Origin of the sequence: Acinetobacter sp. Tr-809 (assembly GCF_011753255.1) — a bacterium.
Classification (GTDB): Bacteria; Pseudomonadota; Gammaproteobacteria; order Pseudomonadales; family Moraxellaceae; genus Acinetobacter.
This window is the reverse complement of record NZ_VWVZ01000002.1, coordinates 63694-87648: the sequence shown is the minus strand read 5'-3', so window position 1 is coordinate 87648 and position 23955 is coordinate 63694. Positions and strand designations below refer to the sequence as shown.

The window sequence follows — 23955 nt, the reverse complement described above, 5'->3', positions numbered from 1 at the left end:
TCTTGATACACATCCACCTAAGAACGTTCTGCAAAGAAGAACATGATTTATGGATGCTTCCACCTTAATTTTTGTCTATTTTCCAATCAATCAATGGCTGCACTAATACAACAAAAAGGTCTCATAATTTTGCAAAAAAGCTCATTGATTCACATCAATGAGCTTTATGATGAATTGGTTTTGGTCTAAAGATATGCTTACTTAAGCATTCAGAATGGCCGACTGCATATGTGACATAACCACTTGAGCAGTTGGATTGGCTGAATGATCAGCAACCATATATACAAGTAATGCAATCAGGAAGATTCCCACTAAAATCAGAATATAAACGGGTAATCTTCTCTTTTTGGTTATTTCTTCTTTGCTAGCCACATGAGGCTGTGGCTTACTAAAATCATGCATGATAGCAGCCCTCATCCTTTTACTTTTCAAGTTTTATCTTAGCAATACCCAGTGTTGCATTGTGTGAAAAAGCTTCGGACTATCGTTGCACTGGTTGCATAACTCTACTTTTTTTTATTTATTTTTTGTTTAAAATATAGTCGGTTTTAGAATACGATAAAAATAAGCTATAATACGCGACTCATTTCTCAGCCGTTCTGCTTTATGTCCTATAGCCAACAAAGCGTTTCTCTTGAATTAGACACTGATGTTACTCATCAATGTTTTTTACATCACACACGCGATGAACATTTGATTGGAATTATTGAGTTCAATAAGCCGAGCTATATTCTGAAATGGGGCGATTTAGAATACTTTCGTCGTCGTACAGAAGAGTTTTCGGTAATGCCATTGCCTGATTGTATCAATGCCATGATTGTCGATATTCGCAATGTACAACCATTTTTGGATAATGAAGTTCCAATTCTACCTTGGCGGTTACTCGAAGAGGATTGCCCTGTCCGTCTGGTCGTCCCACAAGATCGTCTAGAGCATTATATCGGCTTGTTTGAACCCACCTGGTTAACCACAGATGTCGATACCGCCATTCAAGAAATTCGTGAATTTATGGATATGTTTGTACATTAAGACATATCCATTTATCACTTTTCTACCAATAATTCTCTACGGCAATATTCCCTTCACCACGGCGATTCATAATTAAACCACGTTGCTTCAGCGCTTCTTTGGTATCTTCCACCATTTGTGGATTACCACATAGCATCACATGACTACTATCTCGGTTAAAAGAGAGTCCTGCTGCTTTTTCTAATTCACCATTGCCAATTAAAACAGGCAAACGATCATGCAGGGCTGCATTCGGATCACGAGTAATGATTGGAATGAACTTAAAGCCCGTATGCCCTTCGCCAAATACGGCTGCAATCTCTTGGATACGCTCGACATAAGCCAACTCAGATTCAGTACGTACGCTATACACCAGATTGATCTGCTGATATTTATTCCATGTCTCAAAATCTTGTAACATCGATAAAAACGGTGCAAGTCCCGTCCCTGTTCCCAATAACCATAAATCCTGCGGTAATGGCTGTTGATAACGTGCCAGCGTTAAATAACCATAGGAAATTTTTTCCAGATACAACTCATCACCAACTTTGAGGTGTTGCAGATTCGAAGTAAAAGCACCATCAGGCACAACAATTGAAAAGAATTCTAAAGTTTCATCGAAGGGTGAAGATACAACTGAATAAGCACGAACAACCAGTTCCCCTTCAACCATTAAACCAATACGAGCAAACTGCCCTGCGGTAAATTTAAAGTGTGCTGGACGAGTCATGGTGAAGCTAAAAAGATTATGAGTCCAACGGTGTACAGATAAAACCTTTTCTACGCTAAATTTTTCAATTGACATGATGAGAACGTGGCACGAAACAGTGCGCTCATGTTAGCATGATCAGATAAATCATGAATACTCTTAGGATCTGTTAAATCGATGAGATCCTCAATACGTTAAGGCTTTTAACATGCGCATGACATTACGCCAGTTGGCTGTTTTCGTGGCGGTCGCTCAGGAAGGAACTGTTACCAAAGCGAGTGATGCTGTCCGACTCACACAAAGTGCGGCAAGTATGGCTTTAGCTGATTTAGAAGATGGACTGGGTGCACCGCTGTTTGACCGTTTAGGAAAACGATTACAACTCAATGATTTGGGACGTTTCTTACTCCCGCAAGCTTTGGAAATTTTAGGTCGCTGTGAATCGTTTGAGCAAGCAGCTAAAGGGGAACTCCAAAGTATTGACCTACGTTTAGGTGCAACGCTCACCATTAGTGACTATTTGATGCCTGATTTGATGGCTGACTTTTTACAACGTCATCCTCAAGCACACCTGCAACTGCAAGTGGGCAATACCCGTCAAATGATTGAAGCGGTGAATCAATTTCAACTTGATTTAGCTTTAATTGAAGGTTCTTGTCATTTACCTCAACTGCAATGTATCCATTGGCGTGATGATGAGCTGGCCGTATGTTGTGCGCCTGATCATCCTTTAGCACAACTGAATCGCCCCGTGAGTCCAACTGATTTCCTAGATGTGGAGTGGATTCTACGTGAGGAAGGCTCTGGTACACGTGAAGTGTTTGATAATGCAATTTTGCAAGACCTTCCCGATGCCAATATCCGTTTAACGCTGGGTCATAATGAAGCGATTTTAAAAATTGTCGCGGGTGGTTTAGGCATGTCATGCGTGTCGAGGTTGGCAATTGAGCCGCTACAAGAAAAAGGCCAGCTGGTAATCTTGGATACCCCATTCTGGCAATTAACCCGCCCTCTTTATATGTTAGTGCATCGTCAAAAATACCAAGGACCAGGTTTAAAAGCCTTTTTGCAATTCTGCGAAAATCAGGTTTAATTCATCCTAATAAAAAAACGCTTCCGATGGGAAGCGTTTTTTATTGTCGCTCGATTTAGAAATCGAAGCTAACACCGAGTTTATAGGTACGACCTGCACCTACTGTGGTAAAGCCACTGGTAAACACACCATCCCAATATTTTTTATCAGCAACATTATCAACATTGGCACGGAACGTTGTATTTACACCACCAAGTTTAGTTGCATACTTCGCACCTAAATCAACCAAAGTATAATCAGGTAATTTCAGCTTATTATCAGCCGTTAAATATTGGTCATCAATATAAGTTACAAAAGCATTGACACTTAAGCCTTCAACCATTGGAATTTGGTAATCCACACCAACACCTGCGGTAAATTCTGGTGTTCCTTCAATTATATTACCTTGGTTGATGGCAGCTTTTTTATATTCGGTATCGATATAAGCCAGATTACCGTAAACAATCAGGTCGTCAGTGACTTTACCGGAAAAGCCGTATTCAACCCCTTTGGATTCAGTCTTCGCACCATCGGTTGTTATTTGGGTAATGGTTTTATCATTTGGATCACGATAGGTTGTATCCGTCATCGTGCTTGGTTTTTTAATTTGATACAGTGCTAGAGTATGTAACCAACGCTCACCTTGATATTTCGCTCCAATTTCATATTGCTTACTTTCAAAAGGTGCAAAGGTTTTATTGTAATTGACATCCGTAGGTACATTCACGGTTGCCCCTCTAACTAGGCCTTCGACATAGCTGGCATAGAATGAGGTTTCTTCACCAAAAGGTTTCACAACAATCGCAGCACTTGGAGATACTTTGTCATCCTTCAGTTTTGTATTGGTCGTAAGCGCTTTTAAATTCATGTCTTGATAGCGTACACCTAAAATAAACTGTAGCTTGTCATCAAGCATAGAAATTTGATCACTCAAACTGTAGCTGACATATACATCATCCGCAGTTGGAACAATCTCAGGCCATGTATTGGGCATATGCCCTTCGCTACTTGGATTATAAATATTGGTCGGGAAGTAAACCTCCGCTGCTCCACGTCCTTTATGTTGGCTATATTTACGTTTTAAATAATCAGCACGGAATGCCAAGGTATGAGAAATATCACCCGTGAAAATTTGACCTTCTAAGCCAGCATTAAATGTGGTGTTATGTTCTTTTGAACCAACACGGTAATATTGTGACAACGCATCGCCATTCTCAGCAACTAAGGGGTTGGCATTGCCTAGGCATTTATTACCTGTTAAAGGGCCACAATAATTTGCAGCTAAATTTCGTACAACCATACGGGTACCGAACAAGTGCCCACGATATTCGCGTTCATTGAACCCAGCACCAGCAAATGCTTTTAGATTCGGTAAAAGTTTATATTCACCCGATAAGCCTACATAATTGGCACTTTGCATACCTTCTAAATGCGGGAAATAATTCAGCTTGCCATCTGGCGCAGATAGAACACGTTCTAAGCTTGCAAAAGAGATCATTGCTGGTGAACCACCATCACGACTATCGCGTGTGGTATAGGCATCGAAGTTAACTTTGGCTTGATCAGTGGTATAATCGAGTGCTAATACAGCGGCGGTATTTTTATCTTCTAAACCATCAACAATATGTTCACCTTGTCCATAGGTCGCACTGACACGTGCACCAAACTCATTATTTTCACCAAAACGACGAGCCACATCAAAACCTGATTTGTAATAGCCACCATCTTCATACATGGCAGACACTTGAGTCAAATCACGATCAGCACGTTTGGTCGTCGCCATCACCACACCACCAACGCTACCGCCCGGAGCCATCCCAGCAATCAACGCATTTGGTCCTTTTAAGACACTTGCAGAGCTTAAAATATCAGTCGGGGTACGACCACTTGGTGACATACCATAAGAACCATTGATATTGGCATCTTCCCATGTCACGGCAAAACCACGAATCATGAAGTTTTCGTTTAAATGACCGCTGTTGGTGGTAGTACGAATACTTGGATCATTTTTAAGAATGCCTGCGATCGAATCGGCTTGCTTATCTTTAATTGCCTGTTCTGTATATGACTGAATACTAAATGGTGTATCCAATACTGCTTTCTCACCGAGAATACCTAAGGTCGCATCTTTTTTAAGTTTGCCCGTTGCGTCTGTTGCTTGAGAATCTGCTTTTACCGTAATCGTTGGTAAAACAGTATTGTCATCTGCAACAGCAAACATTGGTAGTGCGATAAGAGATAAAAATAATATATTCTTTTTCAAGTGATCAAACCCCGATAAAAATTTGATCACAGTATATAAGATAAACTAACAAATGATAATAAAAATCATTAATAAAATAATACCCATTTATTTAATAAATATAAAAATCTCATGATGAGAATTCACATAATTTATTCTTAGCTTAATAACCGATGAAATGCTTTTTGCCTCTCGGACTTACTTCAACAGTTGATTAGCCACAATAAAGCAATGAAGAGGCGATCGTATTTAGACCCTATAGAAAGAAAAAGAGGCTAAATGCCTCTTCTCTCTTGAAATTTAAAACCAAGTTTAAATCAAACCATCACAAAAAATTAGCGTCTGAAATTTGATAACAACTCGGTTGTAATCGAATTATTGTGCGTTGCTATTTTAGTTTTTCTGGTTTTCGCTGGATTTGGATCAACAAGCTCTATTTTTGTGGCTTTGTACTTTCCGTCATTTTCAACGACCACAAATTTCACTTTTTCATTTCTTTTCGGTTCGCCACCAGCTGGATACTCGGAAATATGAAAAAACACATCCCCTTCAGAGGTCCCAATAAAGCCAAAACCTTTGTCTGGATTATATTGTTTAATTTTTCCCTGATAGAACTCTTGCTTCATGACATTTATCCTACTTTGCAAATCTGATCATCACAGTATATAAAAATAAAAAAGAGACTTTCAATCTATCCCTAAAACAACATCAGGATGAGATCAAGTCTCTTTTTATGAATGTTCCAAAAATCAGTCTTTTTGAACACTACCAAAAATCTTGTCGCCAGCATCACCTAGACCAGGAACAATATAGCCTTCTTCATTCAGACCTTGGTCAATCGATGCGGTATAGATCAACACATCTGGATGTGCAGCTTCTACTTTCGCAACACCTTCTGGCGCAGCAACCAAGACCATGACACGAATATCTTTACAGCCACTTGCTTTCAATACATCAATTGCAGCAATTAAAGAATTACCCGTTGCAAGCATTGGATCAATAATCATGGCTAAGCGATTGGCAACATCAGGCACTAACTTCTTATAGTACGTGCGCACTTCTAATGTCGCTTCATCACGCTCTAAACCTAAGACACTCACTTTCGCGCTTGGGATCAGGCTAAGAACGCCCTCAAGCATACCAATACCAGCACGCAAGATAGGAACAATGGTGATTTTCTTCCCTGCGATACGCTGAGTTGAGACTTTCCCTGCCCACCCATCAATTTCATGATCAACAACAGGAAGATCCTTTGTTGCTTCATAAGTCAGTAACATCGTGACTTCTTGCGCTAATTCACGGAAGTTCTTGGTACTAATATCTGAACGACGTAATAAACCAAGTTTATGGCGAATAAGCGGATGACGGATTTCTTGAATCGACACGAATGAGTACCTAGGTAATATTAATCTCACTCCATTATAAAGTGTTTTTTTACTCATCAATAAAAAAGCCTCCAACTTTGGAGGCTTTTTTGTACAAATCCGACGATTACTGTTGTTGAGACAACATAAAGTGCAATGGAGAAAGGATCTCTGCCTTCAATGCCAAGTTAATCATTGGATCTGGATAAACACCCATCACCAATACCAATAACGCAGCAGCAAGGACCATAAGACCACCGACCTTGCTTCCCCAATGGGCATCAGCATCAATACGTGGTACATCTGGTGGAGTCATATACATCACCACCATCACACGTAAGTAGTAGTACAAACCGATACCACTACCCACCACGATCATTGCAGCCAAGAACCAGTGTTGCGTTGTCACCGCAGCCATCACCACCAAGAACTTACCAATGAAGCCCGCTGTTAATGGAATACCTGCTAAAGACAGCATCATCACAGTTAATGTTGCAGTCAAGATCGGACGGCGCCAGAACAAACCACGGTAGTCGGCAAGGCTTTGTGCTTCATCGACGTTGTTATACGGGCTCGACATTAATGCAACCGCACCAAATGCACCGATTGTGGTCAATACATAGGTAATTACATAAACAGTCACACTACCAAGACTTGCGTAAGTCATGCTGATTAAAGCAATCAACAAATAACCGAAGTGTGCAATCGATGAATAACCCAAGATACGTTTCAAGTTGACTTGACGAACTGCAAGTAAGTTACCCACCACGATCGACAATACCGCAATGATGGTAATGACTGTCACTAATGATTCAACCAAGATTGCACCAGAAGTCAGTAAGTAACGTACAAATAAACCAATCGTTGCAACTTTCGCAGCCGTTGCCAAGAAGGTTGCCATAGGTGCTGGCGCACCTGCATATACATCTGGCGTCCATTTATGGAATGGTGCAAGTGAAAGTTTGAATGCAACAGCAAAGATGATTAAACCTAAGCCCAATAACACCATTGGTTGTTTGATTGCAGTAAACAATGCCTGAACAGAGTCATAGAACGACAATGAACCTGTATATGCATAGATATACGCCATACCCATGAGCAACATTGCAGAAGCAGTCGCTGAAAGTACAAGGTATTTAATCCCCGCTTCCAAAGACTGACTACGTTGATAGGTATACGCCAACATGCCGTATACAGGAATCGACATCAACTCTAGGCTGATGAAGAATGCTGCATAGTGTGAGCTTGAAACCAACAACATTGCACCTGTCACTGAACACAGTAACAAGATATACAACTCTTCGCGGTTGTCCTTATAGGTCTCAATATAGGCATGAGATAAAGTACAGCACGCTAAAGCAGCAATCAGAATCAGGAATTGATAGAGCATGGTAAATGGATCAACCATGAACATGCCCATCACGTTTACTGGTGCAAAGTGCCCACTAAACATGGTGTATCCAATATAAATTGCAGCAAGGTTTAAACCCACAACCGAAGTTGTTGCAATCAGATTGTGATTACGCTTAATCGCAGTTAATAACATCACGACGATTGCGGTCAAAGCCACAATCATCACAGGAGCAAGTGGCATTAGCTCAGAAAAAGAAATTGTGAAGTTCATGATTTATTGCATCTCCACATGTTCAAGTTGAGTTGCAGCCTGTTGAACAGTTTCGACAACTTCTTGTACTGGCATATAACTATTTACTAACCATTGCATGCTTGAATGAGACATATCCAAGAATGTTTGCGGGTAAATACCTAACCAAACCAAACCGATCGCACAGATCATCAAAATAGTGACTTCACGTGCAGATAGATCTTTAAGCGGACTGGTATAGTGCTGTTTTTGCTCTGGGTTTGGTTCACCAAATAATGCTTTGTGAATCAGAATCAGACCATAAAGACCGGCAAATACCAAGCTCACTGCGGCAATGATCGTGAACGCTGGATAAGCTTTGAATGAACCCATCAAGATCAGGAATTCACCAATAAAGTTACCTAGACCTGGTACACCAACCAATGCTGCAACAAAGAACATCAAGAAGAATGGTAAGTATTGCAGCTGACCACGAAGACCACCCATCAAGCGTAAATCACGTGTGTGTAAACGCTCATACACTTGACCCGACATAATGAACAATGCAGCAGATGACAAGCCATGTGCCAACATCATGATCATGAGGCCTTGGAAGGTCAGGATATTACCTGCATAAATTGCAAGTAAGATGAAACCCATGTGTGAAATAGACGTGTACGCAAGTAAGCGTTTCATATCTGTTTGTTGGTACGCTAAGAATGCACCGTAGAAAATACCAATCAGACCCAAAATAATAGCGATATCAGCAAATTGTGCTGATGCAGCCGGGAAGAATGGAATTACGAAACGAAGCAAACCGTACGCAGCTGTTTTAATCAAGATACCTGCTAAATCCACAGAACCCGCTGTTGGTGCTTGAGCATGTGCATCAGGTAACCAACCGTGTAATGGGAATACTGGTAACTTCACCGCAAAACCAATGAAGAAACACAGCATGAATGCATAAGCAACTTCAGGTGGTAAGTGGTTCGCAACAGCCAATAGATAGTTGTAATCGAAACCAATCATACCTGTCATCATGTATCCATAGACCACAAGGCCTAAGATACCGATCAACATGATTAAACCAGCAATTTGAGTATATAAGAAGAATTTAGTTGCAGCATAAACACGCGAACGACCATTCGACCCTGAGTGTCCCCATAACGCAATCAAGAAGTAGATTGGTACGAGCATCATCTCCCAGAAGAAGAAGAACAAGAATAAGTCAATCGCCAAGAATACACCGATGACCCCACCCAAACTCCAAAGTAAGTTTAAGTGGAAGAAACCAACGTTCTTTTGAATCTCACCCCATGAACAACCAACTGCAAGTACACCCAGCAATGCAGTCAACAACACCATAAGTAGAGATAAACCATCCACCGCTAAGTGAATGCTAATGCCTAAAGTCTGAATCCATGGAAGATGGAATTCAGCCGCCCAAGTCGGGACTTTACCGCCCAACTCGTAGCTAAATGTACCACTTTGCCACAGTGCAATGCCTAAACCGAAGGTAATCAACATACCAATCAAGGCAATCCAGCGCGGCAAATGTTGGTCGTATTTATCGACTAACCAACAAATAAAACCAGCAATGAAAGGAACTAAAATCAGTGCGGGTAAAATTAAATTGTTTTCCATTTTATTTCCCCACAACCTGAATCACGATCAAGATCATCAATAACACCACTACACCGAGTGACATGCTTGAAGCGTATTCACGTAATGAACCTGTTTGACGCGAACTTGTAAAGCTATTACCACCCTTCACAATTGCAGGAAGCACTAACCATAAACCGTCAACTGGATCACGACCTAAAATTTTCGCAATCAATAAATAAGGTTTTACAAATACGATGTCATACAAAGCATCGAAACCAAATGCTGTACGGCAAATGTGCGCTAAACCTGAACCCAAAGATGTTTGAGCAAAAGCTTTTACTGCACCGTATGCAAAAGCAAACAAGAAGATACCCACAGCTAAACCAGCAAGGGCAACACCACTTGCTAAATGTTCAGCATGTGCAACAGCTGCTTCTAAGCTCTCAGGAACAACAAAACTTGGAATGCTTGCAGCAGTCAGTAATTTTGCAACTGGCGCTTGCAGGAAGTAACCGATACCTGTTGATAACGCAGCAAGAATCGCAAGCGGCCCCCAGTAAGTAACGCCATGAATCGCATGTGCATGGGTTTTCTCTTCACCGAAGAATACCACCCAGATTAAACGGAAAGTATAGATAGACGTTAAGAATGCACCCGCAACACCTACCCAGTACAACGTATTGTAAAGCGGAAGATTTGCAATTGTAGACTGTGCATATACTGCACCCAAGATCGCATCTTTAGAGAAGAAGCCAACGGTCACGATTGGAAGTGCTGCCAATGCGCCACCACCGATTACAAAACACCAGAATACGAATGGAATCTTGTGACGTAATCCACCCATTTTGAAAATGTTTTGTTCGTGATGACATGCAAGAATCACTGCACCTGAAGAAAGGAACAATAACGCTTTGAAGAATGCGTGAGCCAACATGTGGAATAAACCAGCTTGGTATGCTTCAGCACCCACTGCCATAAACATATAACCGAGCTGACTCATGGTTGAGTAAGCCAAGATACGTTTGATATCGGTTTGCACCAATGCGGCAAAGCCAGCAACCAGCAAAGTCACAGCACCTGTAATCGAGATGAACTGCATTACTTCTGGTGCCATTTCCATCACAGAGAACATACGGCAGCATAAGTACACACCCGCTGTAACCATTGTTGCAGCATGGATCAATGCAGATACTGGTGTAGGACCAGCCATCGCATCAGCTAACCAAGTTTGTAATGGAATTTGCGCTGATTTACCTGCCGCACCCAAGAACAACATCAATGCTGTCCAGATCGACAATGATGAGCTTTGTGTCATAACAGTCGCTGCATTTTCAACAATGTACTGAATATTCAAAGTACCAAATTGTTGATAGAGCAAGAACAATGCGATGAGTAAGAATACGTCACCCACACGTGTTACTGTGAATGCTTTGATTGCCGCCCAACCATTTGCAGGGTTTGAGTAGTAGAAACCAATCAATAAGTAAGAGCACAGACCTACGCCTTCCCAACCTAAGAACAATAACGCCAAGTTATCGCCCAATACCAACAACAACATGCTGGCAACGAATAGGTTGAAATAAGAGAAGAAACGCGCATAACCTTCTTCACCACGCATATACCATGATGCGAAGATGTGAATCAGGAAGCCAACACCTGTGACCATACCTGTCATCAATAATGACAAGCCATCTAAATGTAAGCTGATACCTGGCTCAAAACCGCCAACGCTGAACCAAGTCCATAAGTGTTGAACAAAAACGGTTTGACCACTGCTGGTAAATGCAAGACCGGCAATTAAAGCAAATAACGCAGATAAACCAACTGAACCGACGCCAATAATGGCAGCTACATTTTCAGAAAGTTTGTCACGCCCTGCCGCTAAAAGGATAAAACCAATGAGCGGAAATAAAACGGTTAAATATAATGTACTCATCCGCGCATCTCACTAGCAGCATCCACATCCAAGTGATGGAAGCGATGATAAAACTGAAGGACGATCGCAAGACCAATACATGCCTCTGCTGCAGCAAGCGTCAGGATCAAAATGAACATGATCTGTCCATCTGGCTGAGCCCAAACACTACCTGCCAAGACGAATGCCAACGCAGCAGCATTCATCATCACCTCAAGGCTCATTAGCATAAATAAAAGGTTGCGTCGCACCATTACACCGTAAAAACCCAGTGCAAAAAGGATGGTTGCAACGATCAAACCATGTTCTAAAGGGATGTGTCCCATTATTCTTTATCCTCTTCTGCACCTGGTTCACGTTTGCCTAAGTGGAATGCTGCAACAAGTGCTGCAAGCAATAACATCGCGGCAACTTCTACCAATAATAGATAGTGAGTAAATAGTGCTTGACCAACGGCTTTAGGACCAACAACTTCTGTCCCCATTGGCGCAGAAATCGTGGTGTATTCACCACCGAGCATCCACACCAAAATTAAACCCAATAAAAAGCTCATGAGTGCAGGAAAAGCCCAAGCATCTGAAGTCAACCATTTGCTTTCTTGTTCAATGGTATCTTGTCCAAGGTTCAACATCATGACAACGAAGACGAACAAGACCATGATTGCACCTGCATAAACGATGATCTCAAGGGCAGCCGCAAACGGCGCACCCACGATCATGAAAATGCCAGCAACCGCAAGAAGAGAAACGATCAAGCTAAGTAATGCATGCACAGGATTGGTGTTGGTCACAACACGTACTGTCGAAACAATGGCCACAAGTGCCATCAAATAAAATGGCCACATCATGGTAATAAGCTCCGTACATCTACTGGTGCACTTTCTTTTTGTGCTTGACCTTTTTCTTTACCGCTCACAGCCATACCTGTTACGCGATAGAAGTTGTAGTCAGGATATTTACCAGGTCCAGAAATGAGTAAGTTTTCTTTCTCATACACCAAGTCTTGACGTACATATTCACCAAGTTCGAAATCTGGTGTCATCTGAATCGCTGTGGTTGGACATGCTTCTTCACACATACCGCAGAAAATGCAGCGTGAGAAGTTAATACGGAAAAATTCAGGATACCAACGTCCATCTTCTTTTTCCGCTTTTTGCAATGAAATACAGCCCACTGGACATGCAACCGCACAAAGGTTACATGCCACACAACGCTCTTCACCATCTGGATCACGCGTTAATACGATACGACCGCGATAGCGTGGAGGCGCAATTTGTTCACCTGGTACTTCTGGATATAAGATCGTGTCACGTTTACGTGTTACATGGCTGAACACCATCCATAACGAACGTACAATCGATCCAAAGCCAGCTAGAATTTTATACATTTTGTACTCCCTGCTGTCCTAGGCCTGATTCATCAGAATCACAGCACCAGTCACTAACAAGTTGACCAACGCCAATGGCAAACAAACTTTCCAACCAAAGTTCATCACTTGGTCATAACGTGGACGCATTAACGAGCCACGCGCCAAGACAAACATCATTACAAAGAATGCTGTTTTAATAACGAACCAGAATAATGGTGGAACAAATGGAATTTCTAAGTTAAATGGTGCAAGCCATCCGCCGAAGAATAAAGTCACGATCAAAGCAGAGATCAAAACAACGTTGACGTATTCCGCAACGAAGAACATCCCCCACTTCATACCACCATATTCAACATGGTAACCTTCAGCCAATTCTTGTTCAGCTTCTGGTTGGTCAAATGGGTGACGGTGCGTTACCGCAACACCTGCAACCACAAAGATCAAGAAACCTAAGAACTGAGGAATGATGAACCACATATCACGTTGTGCTTCAACAATCTCACGAAGGTTGAATGAACCTGCAATCGCAACCACACCCATCAACGAGATACCCAAAAACACTTCATAAGAAATAGTTTGAGCAGCAGAACGAAGACCACCGAGTAATGAGTATTTGTTGTTAGATGCCCAACCACCAAATAACACTGCATAAACTGCAATACCTGCCATTGCCATAAAGAACAATAGGCCGATACTCATATCCGCAACGCCCAGTGTAGGACTTACAGGAATCACCATAAACGAAAGTACCGCAGTTGCCATCGCAACTGCTGGTGCTAAACGGAAAGTCAGCTTATCAGCAAACTTTGGTGTCCAGTCTTCTTTGAACATGATCTTGAGCATGTCGGCAACGATCTGGAACATACCACCCGGACCGACACGGTTTGGACCATAACGGTCTTGCCATAATGCCAAGAGACGACGCTCAATAAATGACATCAAAGCTGCAACTAAAACCACCACCAGCAAGATCACAATCGCCTGAATCACTGAATAAGCGATTGGCCAGTTCTCAGCCCAAAGTGGCGTTTGACGTATAATTTCTTGATTCATGAATTACACTCCTACCGCCACAGAAACAGGCTCTGCCAATGAAACAGTTGGTGCTAAACCAATTGGGTAACCAATATAACCTGTTGGTAAATATTCGATCACTTGTACTGGCAAGCTAATACTCGTTTCACCCGCTTTCACTGTAATACGTTGACCATCTTGAACATTTAAGCGTGTCGCATCTTGCTCACCCACTGCAAACATTGCTTCAGGAATACGAGATTCCATCGCAGGTGTTTTAATGGTGAATTCGCCAGAACCAAAAATATGGTGCATTGGCACAAGGCGGAAACTTTCAGGATTCACAACAACAGCTGAAGGTGCAACATAGCTACGCGCAGGACGTTTTGCTAAACGATCGAATAAACGTACACCCGAATCACCACCTTTTAAGTGACCACCCACTTCATCTTGGTATTTGTTCCAAGCTTGTGGTGAGTTCCAACCCGCAGACCATGCGAAAGGTACCAATGAAGATGCAGTCTGATTCCCCACATAACCTTCCATAGAGAATGTTAATGCAGAGTCGATATCTGTCGGTTGCTTAGGTTCGTGAATCGATAACGGCGCACGCATTGCAGTACGACCTGAGTAACGACGTGGTTCACGTGCAATTTTCAAACCGTGGATACGATAGCCAGCATCTGGCGCAACGTCTTCAATTGCAGCAAGCACAGGAACATTTTTCACGATGTCATCAATCACATCATCAAGCAATGTCCAATCCACTGCTTTGCCTTTGAGACCAGTCTCAATGGCATGTAACCAGCGCCATGATTCTTTGATCGCATATTCAGGTTTGTAGTAGCTTGGGTCATACACTTGATAGAAACGTTGTGCACGGCCTTCTTGGCTAACCACAGTACCGTCACCTTCAGCAAAGCTTGCAGCCGAAAGTACGATATCCGCAAGTTTCAAGGTTTCAGTTTCGCTATGATCGAGCACGATCACAGTCTCAGCCTTGTCAAATGCAGCTTTCACTTGAGCAACTGGTAAACGACGAGTTAAGTCATTTTCAATCACAACCACTGCATCATAATCTTGCGCAAAGGCTTGTTCTAAGCTTAAGCCACCAAACAGCGCCAAGCCCATTGAGTTCACTTCAGGAACAGTCAATGACAAGCCTGCATGTTCACCTAAATTTTGTGCAACTTGAGCTGCAGCTTCCATGATTGCAGGATCTTGTAAGCTCGTACCAGAGATAATCAATGGCTTTTTCGCTGCTTTCAAAGTATCTGCAATGGTTTGCGCAAATGCTTTAGCATCATCCGCTAAACCAGAAAGCGCTTCACCTTTAACAGCAGCAGCAACTGCGAAACCTAAACGTGCGATGTCATTTGGAGATGCGACCACTTCACCTGTCGCAACATCCGCTAAACGCGTTTGTGTTGCAGCAAGGATATAGATTGGTGATTTTGCATCTTGACCGATACGCTGTACAGGTTCAGCCAGCCAGTCTGGTGTACGTGTTGCAGCAGCCATTTCTTTAGCTTTATTTTTCGCAGCTTGGCGAACCGATAAAGCCATACGTGGCGCAGTTTGAGTCAAGTCTTCACCCAAGATCAACACCGCATCATAGCTTTCAATTTCACGCATGTTCGGGTTGTAAATACCCTGTGTTTGCATGATTGATGCAGCTAACTCAACCAAGTTTTGGTCTTTCTGAGACATACCTGTTGAGTAGTTGTCTTGTCCAACCAATTCACGAAGTGCGTAGTTAGATTCCAAGCTCGCGCGTGGAGAACCAATCCCTAATACCTTCTTGCCTTGAAGCTGAGCAATCACCTGATCAAGTGCCTGATCAACACTCACAGTTGCAACAGTGTCACCATTACGGAACTGCGGTTGACGTGGACGATCTTCACGATTCACATAACCCGTACCGAAACGACCTTTATCGCAAAGGAAGTATTGATTCACTGAACCATTGAAACGGTTTTCAACACGACGGATTTCGCCATAACGCTCACCCGGAGAGATGTTACAACCTGAAGAGCAACCGAAACATACGCTTGGCGCATATTGCATGTCCCATTTACGGTTATAACGTGCTGAATGCGTCTTATCCGTGAATACACCTGTTGGACAAACTTCAGTCAAGTTACCAGAGAATTCAGACTCTAAAGTGCCTGACTCTGGACGACCGAAGTAAACACGTGATGCATTGGCATAGACACCAAAGTCAGTGCCGCCAGCATAGTCTTTGTAATAACGCACACAACGATAGCACGCGATACAACGGTTCATCTCATGCGCAATAAACGAACCCAACTCTTGGTTGTGGTGAGTACGTTTCGTAAAGCGATAGCGACGACGATCGTGCTGAGTCATCACAGTCATATCTTGTAAATGACAGTGACCACCTTCTTCACAGACTGGACAGTCGTGTGGGTGATTCGTCATCAAGAATTCAACAATCGATGCACGGAAATCCGTTGCTTCTTTGTCTTCAATCGAGATAAAAGTATTGTCGGCAGCTGGTGTCATACATGACATGACCAAACGCCCACGTGTATCCTCAGGATTCGCATACTGAGTCACCGCACATTGACGACAAGAACCAACTGAACCTAAGGATGGGTGCCAACAAAAATACGGGATGTCGATGCCAAGGCTAAGACATGCTTGTAGCAAGTTTTCTGAGCCGTTGACTTCATACGATTTTCCATCGACATGAATTGTAGCCATAGTCGAATTCCTTAAGCTTGTTCTACGTCTAGAGCAGGAGCATGGGTTTTAACCTTTGCTTCAAACTCGTTACGGAAATATTTAAGTGCGCCCATAAGCGGCTCCATCGCACCTGGTGCGTGAGCACAGAAAGTTTTACCAATCCACAATTTACGAGTAAGCTCTTGTAAATGATCGATATCTTCTTTCTTACCTTCGCCTGCTTCCAGTGCTTTAAGCGCTTTAACTGCCCAAGGTAAACCATCACGGCATGGTGTACAGAAACCACATGATTCACGCGCAAAGAATTCTTCTAAATTACGTGTAGCAGAAACCATACATTGAGTTTCATCCACAACCATCAACAAACAAGTTCCTAAACGTGAACCCGCTTTCATGATTGTTTCAGAATCCATTGGCAAATCAATGTGCTCAGCTGCTAAAAAGTCAGTCGAAGCACCACCCGGTAACCATGCTTTCAAAGTAAGACCATCACGCATACCACCAGCATGTTCTTCAATCACTTCACGCGCTGTTGTACCGAATGGAAGTTCCCAAAGACCAGGGAATTTGACTTTGCCTGATGCGCCATAGATCTTGGTACCCGGATCTTTCGACTTACCAGCAGAAAGATTGATGTACCACTCTGGGCCACGCAACATGATCGCTGGCAAGTTATTGTAGGTTTCAACGTTGTTAACAATCGTTGGACGACCCCATGCCCCTGCAACTTGCGGGAATGGTGGCTTAGTACGCGGATTGGCACGACGACCTTCAAGCGAGTTAATCAATGCAGTTTCTTCACCACAAATATAACGACCTGCGCCTGTGTGCACGTGCAACTCAAAGTTCCAACCTGTTCCAAGGATATTGTCACCCAAGTAACCTTTGGCACGAACTTGCTCTAATGCTTCATTTAAGTATTGAGCCGCTTCGATATATTCGCCACGGATGAAGATATAACCCTGAGTCGCTTCAAGGGTATAACCTGCAATCAGCATCCCTTCGATCAATTGATGTGGAAGTTTTTCCATCAACAAACGGTCTTTAAAGGTACCTGGTTCCATTTCATCGGCATTACAGATCAAATAGCGTGGACCACCATCATTTGGTGCCATCAATGACCATTTAATCCCTGCCGGGAAGCCTGCACCACCACGACCTTTAACCGTCGCAGCTTTAATCACTTCAAGCACATCTTTTGGCGGCATACCGAGTGCTTTTTTAAAGCCAGCATAACCTTCGAGCGCTTCGTAATCATCAGCAGCACGGACGTGCTCTTGCTTGCTCAAACGCCAAGTTAATGGATGAGTTTCTGGGTTACCGTCGCCATAAATTGGTTTTGGTTCAGTATTCATACATACTTCTCCAATAACTGTTTGACTGATGACACTTCCACTAAACCATGAGTATCTTCATCAATCATTAAAGTTGGACCTTTATCACAGTTGCCTAAGCAGCAAATTGGGAGCAAGGTAAAACGACCATCTGCTGTGGTTTGTCCGTACTGGATACCCAACTCACGCTGAAATGCTTCAGCTAAAGTTTCTGAACCCATCAAGAAGCACGCAATTGAGTCACATAATAAAATCACGTGACGACCCACAGGTTGGCGATAGATTCGGTTATAGAATGTCGCTACGCCTTCTAAATCCGCCACACTTATCGTCAGCAATTGTGCAATTGCATTCATTTGCGCATCATCTACCCAACCATTGCGGCCTTGTACACACTTCAACGCATCAAGCGATGCTGCACGTGGGTACGGATAGTGACCAATGTGATGTTCAATTTCATGGATTTCTTCAGCAGTCAAAATCCCTTCAACATTCACACGAGGTTTTTTATCAGTCAAAATCATCATAATCGTTTACCCCTAGCGATCCACGTCAGCCATAACCACGTCAATGGTCGCCAAATAAATGATCAAGTCAGAAACCAAACTGCCGTTAATCACTGAAGGCATTTGCTGTAAGTGAGTGAATGTCGGTGTACGAATACGGGTACGGTAACTCATGGTTGACTTGTCTGAAGTCAAATAATAAGTACTCGCGCCTTTCACCACTTCCGTCATAAATGATGACTCACCAGCAGGCATTACTGGACCCCAAGATACGCTCAAGAAGTGCGTAATCAAGGTTTCAATATCTTGTAATGTCTTATCTTTCGGTGGTGGAACAGCCAATGGATGATCCGCTTTATATGGACCAGATGGCATGTTGTCCAAGCACTGTTGAATGATTTTCAACGACTCCGTGATTTCACGGAAGTGAACCAAGACACGTGCATATGCGTCGCCTTCGTATTCCACTGGAATATCAAAGTCAAAGTTTTCATAACCACTGTATGGACGATATTTACGAACGTCAAAATCAATACCCGTCGCACGTAAACCAGTACCCGTTACACCCCAAGCCAACGCAGATTTAGCATCGTATTGCGCAACATTGCGAGTACGACCAATAAATACTGAGTTTTTAAGTGCAGCAGTGTAGTACTCGTTCAAACGTTTCGGCATCCACTCTAGCAACTCTTTAACAAGTTTTTGCCAGTTATTTGGAAGGTCATGTGCCGTACCACCGATACGGAACCATGCTGGGTGCATACGGTAACCCGTAATCGCCTCAACGATGTCATAGACTTTTTGACGGTCTGCGAACATATAGAATACAGGGGTCATACCACCCGCATCCTGAATCGCTGTACCACAGAACAACAAGTGGTTATTGATACGGAATAATTCGTTCAACATTACACGAATGACTTGCGCACGCTCAGGTACTTTAATACCAGCAAGCTGCTCAACAGCCATCACATATGGCATGTTTTGCGCACAACCACCGAGGTAGTCAACACGATCCGTATAAGGGATGAATGAATGCCATGTTTGACGTTCAGCCATCTTTTCCACACCACGGTGGTGATAACCGATATCAGGTACACAGTCTTTCACTTCTTCACCGTCCAACTGTAACACCACACGGAAAGCACCGTGCGCAGATGGATGGTTAGGACCCAAGTTCAGGAACATGAAGTCTTCGTCGTCATTACCGCGTTTTAGACCCCAGTCTTCTGGTACAAAGCGTAAGTGTTCTTGTTCGAAATCTTGCTTTGCTTGGTCTTGCATATACGGCGTATATTCTGTCGCACGCGCTGAATATTCTTTACGTAATGGGTGACCTTCCCAATAGGTTGGCAACAAGATACGACGGAGCATTGGATGCCCTGCGAAATCGATACCAAACATATCGTAAGCTTCACGCTCGTACCAGTTGGCATTTGGCCAAATGTTGGTTGCAGTTGGAATGCTTAAATCATTTTCATTCAACGCAACTTTAATACGAATATCACTATTACGCTCAAGCGATAGCAAGTGATAGAACACAGTGAAGTCAGATGCTGGCAAACCATCACGGTGAACACGTAAACGCTCATCTACCGCTGACAAGTCAAACAACATCACATAAGGACGTTCCACTTTACGGAGGAACATGAGGACTTCTTGCACGCGTGCGCGCTCAACCCAGACTGTTGGAAACTCTTCAAAAGTCGTCTGCACGTAGAAGTTCTCACCAAATTTGGTTTTGAGCTCTTCTACGATTGCAAATGCAGGGCGGGAATCAACTGGTGTTGATTCTGGCATAGCAATGTCAGTTTCAGCCATTGGCTTGGCTTCCTATTTAATACAAATTCTGGCAATTTTTCCGATGACCATACCCATCACGGGACATGTCAAAAACTCATCGTCAAAATTATTTAATATCATCCATAGAGCGTAAGTTTTTCACCGCAATACGTTCAGCATTTTTACGGTCACGTTCTGGCATCATCTTTGGCTTATACACAGGCTGAAGATCATCACCAATAACCGCTGAAAGTGGACGGCGCTCTAGTTGAATTTGGTCTTGAAGTAACATCAATGCTTGGATTAATGCTTCTGGGCGAGGTGGACAACCTGGGATGTACACATCAACAGGAATAATTTTATCTACACCTTGAACTACTGAATAGATGTCGTACATACCACCTGAGTTTGCACAAGCACCCATTGAGATCACCCATTTAGGCTCAAGCATTTGTTCATACAAACGTTGAATTACAGGTGCCATTTTGACAAAGCAAGTCCCAGCAACAATCATCAAGTCCGCTTGACGTGGTGAAGCACGAATAACCTCAGCACCAAAACGAGATAAGTCATGTACGCCAGTTAATGTTGTTGCATATTCAACGTAGCAGCATGAAGTACCAAAGTTAAATGGCCACAAAGAGTTTTTACGCCCCCAGTTCACCGCTGTATGCAACACATCTTCAAGACGCGTCATCATTACGCTTTTATTCACTTCTTCTTCAAGTGGATCAGTAACAATTTGACGATCTTGTAATGGATATTGATCTGCATCCGGATTCGCACGGGTTAAAGTATATTTCATCCCGACTTACTCCTGTTCAAATGATGATGTAGTCGGTGTTTTTGATTTAACACGACCAGAAGACTGTGCTGGAATATGACCAGTAGGATCGACGACTAACTCTTCAATGTTATTGAATCGCGTAATGTCAGCAATGTTCATATTTGGCGAACCAATTTTGGTTTTAATTCCAGCCGCTTTACGACGATCTGAAGGAGCCCAGTTCAGCGCACCTGTAGAAAGTTCATAAATCAAACCGATTAATAAAACTAAAATAAAGACGGCAGCAGTTGCAAAACCAACCCAACCAACTTCACGAACTGAAGTTGCCCAAGCGTAGAGATAGAGGGCTTCTAGATCGAAAACCACAAAGAAAATTGCAACTAAATAGAACTTGGCTGACAAGCGGATACGAGCACCGCCCGCACCAACTACACCTGATTCAAACTGCTCTTGCTTTGCACGTCCCCATGCTTTACCCCCTAGGAGTAAGGGAACTGTCAGCATAAAAACGCAAAGAAATGTAACGCCGATCACGAAGGCAATTATTGCCCATTCGTATGGAGTAATGGCACTCATGCGGGGATAACTCCTGGCAGGCCTATTTTTAACAAAGAATGTATGTATTGGCCTTCAAATACACCAAACACAAAATTAATCCCGCCAATTGTACCTGATTTCTAATTTCTCATGCTAGTTGAAGCGCTTTAGTCTTTCGGATGATTTTGTCCTTAAATTTACCGATATATCCAAGATCATGGTTAATTCACCCCTAAAAATCGAATTATCTAATCAAGAACAGCATATTGATCATTTTTTTCTTTTTCTACATTATGAAAAAAACTAAATTTCTAGTGGTTCGCCCCAATATATTGCAGCACGAACTAAATCATTGCATTGATACAAATTTATGATGAAAATTTAAACAGAATTTATATAATAGCGCGACCTTATCTCCCCCATAGAACCGCGTCAGAATGCCCCAAGCCTATGCAGCATTAAAACCACGCTCACTGTTACAATTATTTTTACTCTTTAGTGGGGTAATTCTATTGTGCTGCCTACTCGGTATCGCAACTAGACATCTCACCTTTCTAGCCTCTTTTTGGCCAGCCAACTCAGTTCTACTTGGTTTACTGATTCGTTTTCCACAAACACGCCATCCAATCAGTTTTATTGGAGCAATCGTAGGTTATCTAGTAGCCGACACCTCACAAGATACGCCTTTTTTACTCAATATTTGTCTCACCTCTGCAAACCTACTGTATGTCATCACGACATTGACCTTGTATATCAAATTTAATGCATTTATCCGTTCAATGCATCATGGTTATTTTTATTTATTTCTATTTAGTTTTTGCTGTATTGGCGGTTTGGCCAGCTCGTTTTTTGCAGCCATTACCCTGCCATTATTCAACACTAAATTTGCCTTAGGTTCATTTTGGATTGATTTCGGCTACTGGTTTACCGCTGAAATTCAAAATGCATTGTTGCTACTTCCCGCCATCATCAGCGCACCACTTTGGAGCGAGTTTAAACAACAACTAAAAGAATTTAAAACACAGACAGTTCAACAAAGTTTACCGCTATTTGCGGTCATTTTCTCAATTGCAATTGGCTACTATGATGCGGGCCCAGGGTCATTGCTCTACCCGATTGCTGCCTTGATCTGGTGTGCATTGAGCTATCGCCATTTTTCAGTGGCCATCATTACCTCGATCAGTTGTGCTTTTGTGATCTATCATGTCTCTCAAAACTATCTATTACTTTACCCAGAACAATTTTTAAACAACGCCATCTCGATCCGCCTTGGACTGATTATGATGACCATTGCCCCACTCACGGTGTCTAGCATTAATATGGTGAGATCCAAGTTGATCCAAGAACTACAACATACCATTGCGCATGATGAACTCACATCAAGTTTAACCCGACGTCAATTTTTGCAATCGGTACAACTGCTGCAACAACAAGCAACCTACTCTGGTCACACCACCGCTTTCCTCATGCTCGACATTGATCACTTTAAGCAGGTCAATGATAACTATGGGCATCAAATGGGTGATCGTGCCTTACAAAGCTGTGTACAAACCATTCAAACCTTACTCAAGCCTCAAGACTTATTGGGACGCTTAGGTGGCGAAGAGTTTGCCATTTTCATGACCGACACCGATGCGGATGCCGCCTATCTTTGTGCTGAAAAAATCCGCCTACAGATCAGCCAAACCCCAATTGAATATGAAATACAACAAAGCTTCTCGATTCAAATGAGTATTGGTATTTGTATTTGTATTCCTGAAAACCAACATTCAATTGAGCAATTATTTAAACAAGCCGATGATGCCCTTTACCTAGCCAAACGGCAAGGTCGAAACCAAGTTGTCATTTCGACATAATATGTTGCAATTCAGCTAAATACTTTAATTATCTTTATACACAGCGAACACAATAGATGAGTATTCTAGAATGAGCACAAAAGGAGAAAAATATGCATCTAGAATACACACACGCTTCGGATTATTTCTTTTTTTCACAACTGCTGATGCGTCATATAGAAAGTTATGTTCGAAAACATCCAGATGCTGATAATGCAATTTTTGATTTAAGAGATATATACGAAGTATTTAGAGAGGATTTTGCCGCCACAACCACCAATTTAGAAAGTATTCTCAATATTGCAGATAGCTATAAAGTCGAAACCTTAAATGGAGATCAAGCCCTGATCAAAGGCTATAAAATCGATATTAAAAATAATGCGCTGCTCATTGATTTTAATGCAGATGCACTACAAGGTCTTCGCTCAGGGAAACCACTAATTGAACCAGATCCATCTCTTCACGAATAGACCGTGATCACCCGAGGTCACCGAAAGGCCTAACTTAGCCAAAGCATCTTGCTTTGGCTTTTTTATAGCTGCACATAAAAAAGGAATGAGATACATCATTCCTTTTTACTCTTTCG

The 23955-nt window shown here is 42.5% G+C and carries 22 protein-coding genes; 4 read left to right on the top strand and 18 right to left on the bottom strand.

Annotated features, from left to right (window positions below):
- Positions 1-201 precede the first annotated feature (201 nt).
- Positions 202-402, bottom strand: a complete 201-nt coding sequence (locus F3J02_RS04535) for a hypothetical protein (RefSeq protein ID WP_167247924.1) — start codon at positions 400-402, stop codon at positions 202-204.
- 204 nt (positions 403-606) lie between these two features.
- Here F3J02_RS04535 and F3J02_RS04530 point away from each other — a divergent pair, with 204 nt between their 5' ends.
- Positions 607-1029 (top strand): hypothetical protein, encoded by a 423-nt coding sequence (locus tag F3J02_RS04530; RefSeq protein WP_004804795.1) that lies wholly within the window; start codon positions 607-609, stop codon positions 1027-1029.
- Between the two features lie 22 nt (positions 1030-1051).
- On the opposite strand, the gene F3J02_RS04525 is transcribed toward F3J02_RS04530, so the two are convergent.
- Positions 1052-1813, bottom strand: a complete 762-nt coding sequence (locus F3J02_RS04525; RefSeq protein WP_167247923.1) for a ferredoxin--NADP reductase — start codon at positions 1811-1813, stop codon at positions 1052-1054.
- Positions 1814-1925: 112 nt separating this feature from the next.
- Here F3J02_RS04525 and gigC point away from each other — a divergent pair, with 112 nt between their 5' ends.
- Positions 1926-2810, top strand: coding sequence for a LysR family transcriptional regulator GigC (gene gigC, locus F3J02_RS04520; protein ID WP_167247922.1), 885 nt, complete (start codon positions 1926-1928; stop codon positions 2808-2810).
- A 55-nt stretch (positions 2811-2865) separates the two neighbouring features.
- On the opposite strand, the gene F3J02_RS04515 is transcribed toward gigC, so the two are convergent.
- The 16 genes from F3J02_RS04515 to ndhC form a co-directional block, all read right to left on the bottom strand.
- Entirely contained in the window at positions 2866-5010 is a 2145-nt protein-coding gene (locus tag F3J02_RS04515; RefSeq protein WP_171526042.1) for a TonB-dependent receptor, read from the bottom strand.
- Positions 5011-5366: 356 nt separating this feature from the next.
- Positions 5367-5657 (bottom strand): cold shock domain-containing protein, encoded by a 291-nt coding sequence (locus F3J02_RS04510; protein ID WP_005191262.1) that lies wholly within the window; start codon positions 5655-5657, stop codon positions 5367-5369.
- Between the two features lie 123 nt (positions 5658-5780).
- Complete coding sequence (gene upp / locus F3J02_RS04505; RefSeq protein WP_017402053.1) at positions 5781-6416, bottom strand: uracil phosphoribosyltransferase; 636 nt, start codon at positions 6414-6416, stop codon at positions 5781-5783.
- Between the two features lie 106 nt (positions 6417-6522).
- Positions 6523-8019 (bottom strand): NADH-quinone oxidoreductase subunit NuoN, encoded by a 1497-nt coding sequence (gene nuoN, locus F3J02_RS04500; protein WP_004804782.1) that lies wholly within the window; start codon positions 8017-8019, stop codon positions 6523-6525.
- Positions 8020-8022: 3 nt separating this feature from the next.
- Positions 8023-9621, bottom strand: a complete 1599-nt coding sequence (nuoM, locus tag F3J02_RS04495; protein WP_005191270.1) for an NADH-quinone oxidoreductase subunit M — start codon at positions 9619-9621, stop codon at positions 8023-8025.
- 1 nt (position 9622) lies between these two features.
- Positions 9623-11518, bottom strand: coding sequence for an NADH-quinone oxidoreductase subunit L (gene nuoL, locus F3J02_RS04490; RefSeq protein ID WP_005191273.1), 1896 nt, complete (start codon positions 11516-11518; stop codon positions 9623-9625).
- The gene (gene nuoK, locus F3J02_RS04485; RefSeq protein WP_004655436.1) at positions 11515-11823 is read right to left on the bottom strand and encodes an NADH-quinone oxidoreductase subunit NuoK; all 309 of its coding nucleotides are present in this window, start codon (positions 11821-11823) and stop codon (positions 11515-11517) included. The genes nuoL and nuoK overlap by 4 nt, the downstream gene beginning before the upstream one ends.
- Positions 11823-12341 carry an NADH-quinone oxidoreductase subunit J gene (gene nuoJ, locus F3J02_RS04480; RefSeq protein WP_171061079.1) on the bottom strand — a complete coding sequence of 173 codons (519 nt, stop codon included), beginning with the start codon at positions 12339-12341 and terminating at the stop codon, positions 11823-11825. The genes nuoK and nuoJ overlap by 1 nt, the downstream gene beginning before the upstream one ends.
- Positions 12341-12883 carry an NADH-quinone oxidoreductase subunit NuoI gene (nuoI, locus tag F3J02_RS04475; RefSeq protein WP_004655439.1) on the bottom strand — a complete coding sequence of 181 codons (543 nt, stop codon included), beginning with the start codon at positions 12881-12883 and terminating at the stop codon, positions 12341-12343. Before nuoI ends, nuoJ begins: the two co-directional genes overlap by 1 nt.
- Positions 12884-12901: 18 nt before the next feature.
- Positions 12902-13918, bottom strand: a complete 1017-nt coding sequence (gene nuoH / locus F3J02_RS04470; protein WP_004804775.1) for an NADH-quinone oxidoreductase subunit NuoH — start codon at positions 13916-13918, stop codon at positions 12902-12904.
- A gap of 3 nt (positions 13919-13921) precedes the next feature.
- Entirely contained in the window at positions 13922-16606 is a 2685-nt protein-coding gene (nuoG, locus tag F3J02_RS04465) for an NADH-quinone oxidoreductase subunit NuoG (RefSeq protein WP_167247920.1), read from the bottom strand.
- Between the two features lie 11 nt (positions 16607-16617).
- Complete coding sequence (nuoF, locus tag F3J02_RS04460) at positions 16618-17943, bottom strand: NADH-quinone oxidoreductase subunit NuoF (RefSeq protein WP_167247919.1); 1326 nt, start codon at positions 17941-17943, stop codon at positions 16618-16620.
- A complete protein-coding gene (nuoE, locus tag F3J02_RS04455) occupies positions 17940-18449 on the bottom strand; it encodes an NADH-quinone oxidoreductase subunit NuoE (RefSeq protein ID WP_005151248.1) in 510 nt (169 codons plus the stop codon). The genes nuoF and nuoE overlap by 4 nt, the downstream gene beginning before the upstream one ends.
- A 12-nt stretch (positions 18450-18461) precedes the next feature.
- Complete coding sequence (nuoC, locus tag F3J02_RS04450) at positions 18462-20249, bottom strand: NADH-quinone oxidoreductase subunit C/D (protein ID WP_004804769.1); 1788 nt, start codon at positions 20247-20249, stop codon at positions 18462-18464.
- An 88-nt stretch (positions 20250-20337) separates the two neighbouring features.
- A complete protein-coding gene (locus F3J02_RS04445) occupies positions 20338-21015 on the bottom strand; it encodes a NuoB/complex I 20 kDa subunit family protein (protein ID WP_004655450.1) in 678 nt (225 codons plus the stop codon).
- 6 nt (positions 21016-21021) lie between these two features.
- Positions 21022-21573, bottom strand: coding sequence for an NADH-quinone oxidoreductase subunit A (ndhC, locus tag F3J02_RS04440; RefSeq protein WP_005292010.1), 552 nt, complete (start codon positions 21571-21573; stop codon positions 21022-21024).
- Between the two features lie 398 nt (positions 21574-21971).
- On the opposite strand from ndhC, the gene F3J02_RS04435 reads away from it, so the two are divergent.
- Positions 21972-23390 carry a sensor domain-containing diguanylate cyclase gene (locus F3J02_RS04435; RefSeq protein WP_167247918.1) on the top strand — a complete coding sequence of 473 codons (1419 nt, stop codon included), beginning with the start codon at positions 21972-21974 and terminating at the stop codon, positions 23388-23390.
- Positions 23391-23482: 92 nt separating this feature from the next.
- Entirely contained in the window at positions 23483-23839 is a 357-nt protein-coding gene (locus tag F3J02_RS04430; protein ID WP_167247917.1) for a hypothetical protein, read from the top strand.
- Positions 23840-23955 lie beyond the last annotated feature (116 nt).

Excerpts from the sequence above, each read along its gene's own strand:
- F3J02_RS04535 (WP_167247924.1), bottom strand. The coding sequence starts at position 402 with ATGCATGATTTTAGTAAGCCACAGCCTCATGTGGCTAGCAAAGAAGAA.
- F3J02_RS04530 (WP_004804795.1), top strand. The coding sequence starts at position 607 with ATGTCCTATAGCCAACAAAGCGTTTCTCTTGAATTAGACACTGATGTT.
- F3J02_RS04525 (WP_167247923.1), bottom strand. The coding sequence starts at position 1,813 with ATGTCAATTGAAAAATTTAGCGTAGAAAAGGTTTTATCTGTACACCGT.
- gigC (WP_167247922.1), top strand. The coding sequence starts at position 1,926 with ATGCGCATGACATTACGCCAGTTGGCTGTTTTCGTGGCGGTCGCTCAG.
- F3J02_RS04515 (WP_171526042.1), bottom strand. The coding sequence starts at position 5,010 with ATGTTTGCTGTTGCAGATGACAATACTGTTTTACCAACGATTACGGTA.
- F3J02_RS04510 (WP_005191262.1), bottom strand. The coding sequence starts at position 5,657 with ATGAAGCAAGAGTTCTATCAGGGAAAAATTAAACAATATAATCCAGAC.
- nuoN (WP_004804782.1), bottom strand. The coding sequence starts at position 8,019 with ATGAACTTCACAATTTCTTTTTCTGAGCTAATGCCACTTGCTCCTGTG.
- nuoM (WP_005191270.1), bottom strand. The coding sequence starts at position 9,621 with ATGGAAAACAATTTAATTTTACCCGCACTGATTTTAGTTCCTTTCATT.
- nuoL (WP_005191273.1), bottom strand. The coding sequence starts at position 11,518 with ATGAGTACATTATATTTAACCGTTTTATTTCCGCTCATTGGTTTTATC.
- nuoK (WP_004655436.1), bottom strand. The coding sequence starts at position 11,823 with ATGGGACACATCCCTTTAGAACATGGTTTGATCGTTGCAACCATCCTT.
- nuoJ (WP_171061079.1), bottom strand. The coding sequence starts at position 12,341 with ATGTGGCCATTTTATTTGATGGCACTTGTGGCCATTGTTTCGACAGTA.
- nuoI (WP_004655439.1), bottom strand. The coding sequence starts at position 12,883 with ATGTATAAAATTCTAGCTGGCTTTGGATCGATTGTACGTTCGTTATGG.
- nuoH (WP_004804775.1), bottom strand. The coding sequence starts at position 13,918 with ATGAATCAAGAAATTATACGTCAAACGCCACTTTGGGCTGAGAACTGG.
- nuoG (WP_167247920.1), bottom strand. The coding sequence starts at position 16,606 with ATGGCTACAATTCATGTCGATGGAAAATCGTATGAAGTCAACGGCTCA.
- nuoF (WP_167247919.1), bottom strand. The coding sequence starts at position 17,943 with ATGAATACTGAACCAAAACCAATTTATGGCGACGGTAACCCAGAAACT.
- nuoE (WP_005151248.1), bottom strand. The coding sequence starts at position 18,449 with ATGATGATTTTGACTGATAAAAAACCTCGTGTGAATGTTGAAGGGATT.
- nuoC (WP_004804769.1), bottom strand. The coding sequence starts at position 20,249 with ATGGCTGAAACTGACATTGCTATGCCAGAATCAACACCAGTTGATTCC.
- F3J02_RS04445 (WP_004655450.1), bottom strand. The coding sequence starts at position 21,015 with ATGAAATATACTTTAACCCGTGCGAATCCGGATGCAGATCAATATCCA.
- ndhC (WP_005292010.1), bottom strand. The coding sequence starts at position 21,573 with ATGAGTGCCATTACTCCATACGAATGGGCAATAATTGCCTTCGTGATC.
- F3J02_RS04435 (WP_167247918.1), top strand. The coding sequence starts at position 21,972 with ATGCCCCAAGCCTATGCAGCATTAAAACCACGCTCACTGTTACAATTA.
- F3J02_RS04430 (WP_167247917.1), top strand. The coding sequence starts at position 23,483 with ATGCATCTAGAATACACACACGCTTCGGATTATTTCTTTTTTTCACAA.